The 2676-nt window shown below is 35.7% G+C and carries 3 protein-coding genes; all 3 read left to right on the top strand.

Translation table 11 applies throughout. From position 1 onward, the window contains the following. Positions 1-279, top strand: a 279-nt coding sequence (locus CWC18_RS20640) for a hypothetical protein (RefSeq protein WP_212747753.1), incomplete at its 5' end; no start/stop codon positions are given. A 463-nt stretch (positions 280-742) separates the two neighbouring features. Continuing rightward, positions 743-1723 (top strand): hypothetical protein, encoded by a 981-nt coding sequence (locus CWC18_RS20635; RefSeq protein WP_138676036.1) that lies wholly within the window; start codon positions 743-745, stop codon positions 1721-1723. Positions 1724-2084: 361 nt separating this feature from the next. Continuing rightward, positions 2085-2387 (top strand): hypothetical protein, encoded by a 303-nt coding sequence (locus CWC18_RS20630; protein ID WP_138676035.1) that lies wholly within the window; start codon positions 2085-2087, stop codon positions 2385-2387. The last annotated feature ends 289 nt before the right edge of the window (positions 2388-2676 follow it).

Raw genomic sequence — 2676 nt, 5'->3', positions numbered from 1 at the left:
TTTTTCATGCTCTTGCCCTGCTCAAGAGGGCAAGTGAAGAGTAATTATAAACAAACAGGAGTAATTCATACTACAAATTCATCAAAGAATTTATCGTTGAAATTAGTAGAGTCGAATAAACCCTTAGTTGAAGCTGGTGATTGGCTTATTCATCGAGTATCAAGAAATTTAATTGAATCTTTGAGGGAGTATAAAGGAGATAAAGTACCACATACTGATTGTATTATAAGATTAAGAGCAAATGATAAGGAACTTTCTAATCAGCATTTTTTTCTTTGAGTTTGATGCTTCAGTTTGATGATGTTCGTGAAATAATAATCAAGGGATGTGGTGCGAAGTATTTAGATCTTAAAACGCTAAAAAACATGCAAATTCCGATAGATCTATTTATGATTTTCCCTCAACAATATAAGCAGTTTGTTACTGAGTCAGATGAACAGAGAAAAGTAATAGTTAAACAAGTATCTTTTAAGCTTTTGAATATGAGTAAATCTGCTTTTGAAAGTAAAACGATAATTTATCAGGGAGACAGGATTGTTTGTAATAGCAATTTTAACTGACACCCACTTGTAATTGACTGTTTATTGAATCAAATTAATGGTTTGTGTCATGGTTAATTTTCATCTTACATTTTAATGGTTTTTAATTAAACGATAATGTTAAAACACCACACATGGATTTTAATATTATCATTTTTTAGTAAAACGCCGATCGACATGCTCTCTATAAAAAGGAATATCTCATGAAAAAAATAATATTATCAATGCTTTTGATTTGGAATAGCTTCGCCTCATCAATGGATTATTCATTAGGCTCCGTAAAAGTCACACACGAGTCAGTTAAAGTCGATGCTGATTCTTATATAAACCCAATTATTATCGCGGGTGTCCCTTCAAATAATGACAAATCAGCAGGGGTGGTCAGCGTTAGTATCAGTTCAAATAGAATCGCAGAAATTAAATTTATAGAATGGGATACTACCGATATAAATCATGGTGAAGAGGAAGTCCCATATCTAATTGTTGAACAAGGTAGGTATCAACTGGAAGACGGCATAATAATTGAAGCTGGTCAAATTGATTTAAATAAAAATAATAAAACCATTTTTTTCAATGAAAGTTTCCCACAAGTACCTAAACTTATTTTATCACCCGCAACAAATAATTTAGGATACGCCTTCAATCTTCGTGCTACCAACTTAACTCGATCGAGTTATCAAGTGATTTTAGATAAAGCTGAAAATAATCACACCCCCTTTGTACCAGAAAAGGTTAATTACTTGGCGATTTATACCAATGGAACATCAGTAAAATTTCCCGATGACCAAAATGCTTTGGTCTACACAGAGCTGGTAAATGAGTTTGGAATTGACACATATGAACAACACCTCTTTATTCAAGAAGAGCAAACCTCCGATGTTGAGGTAAAACACGTATTTGAATCTGTCAGTATCCTGAACTTCAATGGCCAATTATTTGCTTCAGCTAATACAAATTATGGCGGTGACACATTTAGCTTTCGAAATGAAAGCCAATATCCAGATTATCACTTTACCCCAGGTGATAAAACGGGTGATTACGATAACATCGCTCTCAATGGAACCAACCAGCTTACTGTTGGAAATCGAGAAATTTTAACTGACACCCACCCAAAATTGACGTGCAAAATAGGGTTTTTACGATTGAACGAAGTGGTTAATTTAAGTGAAGAGACCAGAAATTAGCACGAACGAGCTAGCAGCAGAGCTTGCTGGATTAAATCAACGGGTTAACCTGCTTAAGTGTTCAGGCTAAAAAAAGTACGTGCGCGGTGAAAATATCATTGATAAATCAGCGAAAATTAGCTCTAATGGCACGATAAAACTTACTGAGTAATGCAGGGATGGCTTAATCACGAAAGACAAGCCGATAAAATAGGCGCGAGACACCCTACGCCACCAAAAGCAAATTCCCATAGCATAAATAACACCAACTCTGACACACCGAGCAGGTAGCGGCTCAATCCAACAAGCGATTATGCAGCACAAACAACGTGCCGTATAAATACTAAAGAGTTATACGTTTCTATGGTTCAGTGTTAATTAAATGTCTGAAGAAGCAATGAAAATCGCAAAGAGTTTGCTTGAAAGCGATGAAAACTACTTAGATAACGTAATTGCAATTTGGCGTATTGGTAACGAAAAATATGGGCAATGTTGGGACACTGAATATCATGTATTCGGTGTTATTGAGTCAGAAACAGACCATTTACCTTTAAAGCATGTTCGCCCTAATTGCTCAGCTAATTTTCTCATAAAAGCAGACGAGGAGCTGGCAGAAACAATGCGATATTATCGTACCGATGTTACTAATGCCTGTCATAAAATAATCAGTAGTAAAAACGTATAACAAGGCAAATCAAAAAGGGCGGACAAAAAAGTTGGCTTTGTTCGTGCCTCACAAATTATAGCCAACTATTTTTAGCCGTTTATTTGCGGCGTTAGCTATCTAGGAGATAACATTTAACAAAGTACATTTAGGCCAATAGGGGTATTAGGTGGAGGTTCAATTCCTCTAGCGATTGTTGGCTCTGTAGCCCTTTTATTAATTTTACTTCGTTACTTAACCATTCGTTTAGTTCCTTTGGCAAACGACAACAGTAAAAAGGAGGTGCCTATGGCGGCGTTTTTCAAGGTAG

Source organism: Pseudoalteromonas aurantia (assembly GCF_005886875.1).
Classification (GTDB): Bacteria; Pseudomonadota; Gammaproteobacteria; order Enterobacterales; family Alteromonadaceae; genus Pseudoalteromonas; species Pseudoalteromonas aurantia_A.
Note: the sequence above shows the minus strand (reverse complement) of the source record. Positions and strands in the feature narration are given on the sequence as shown.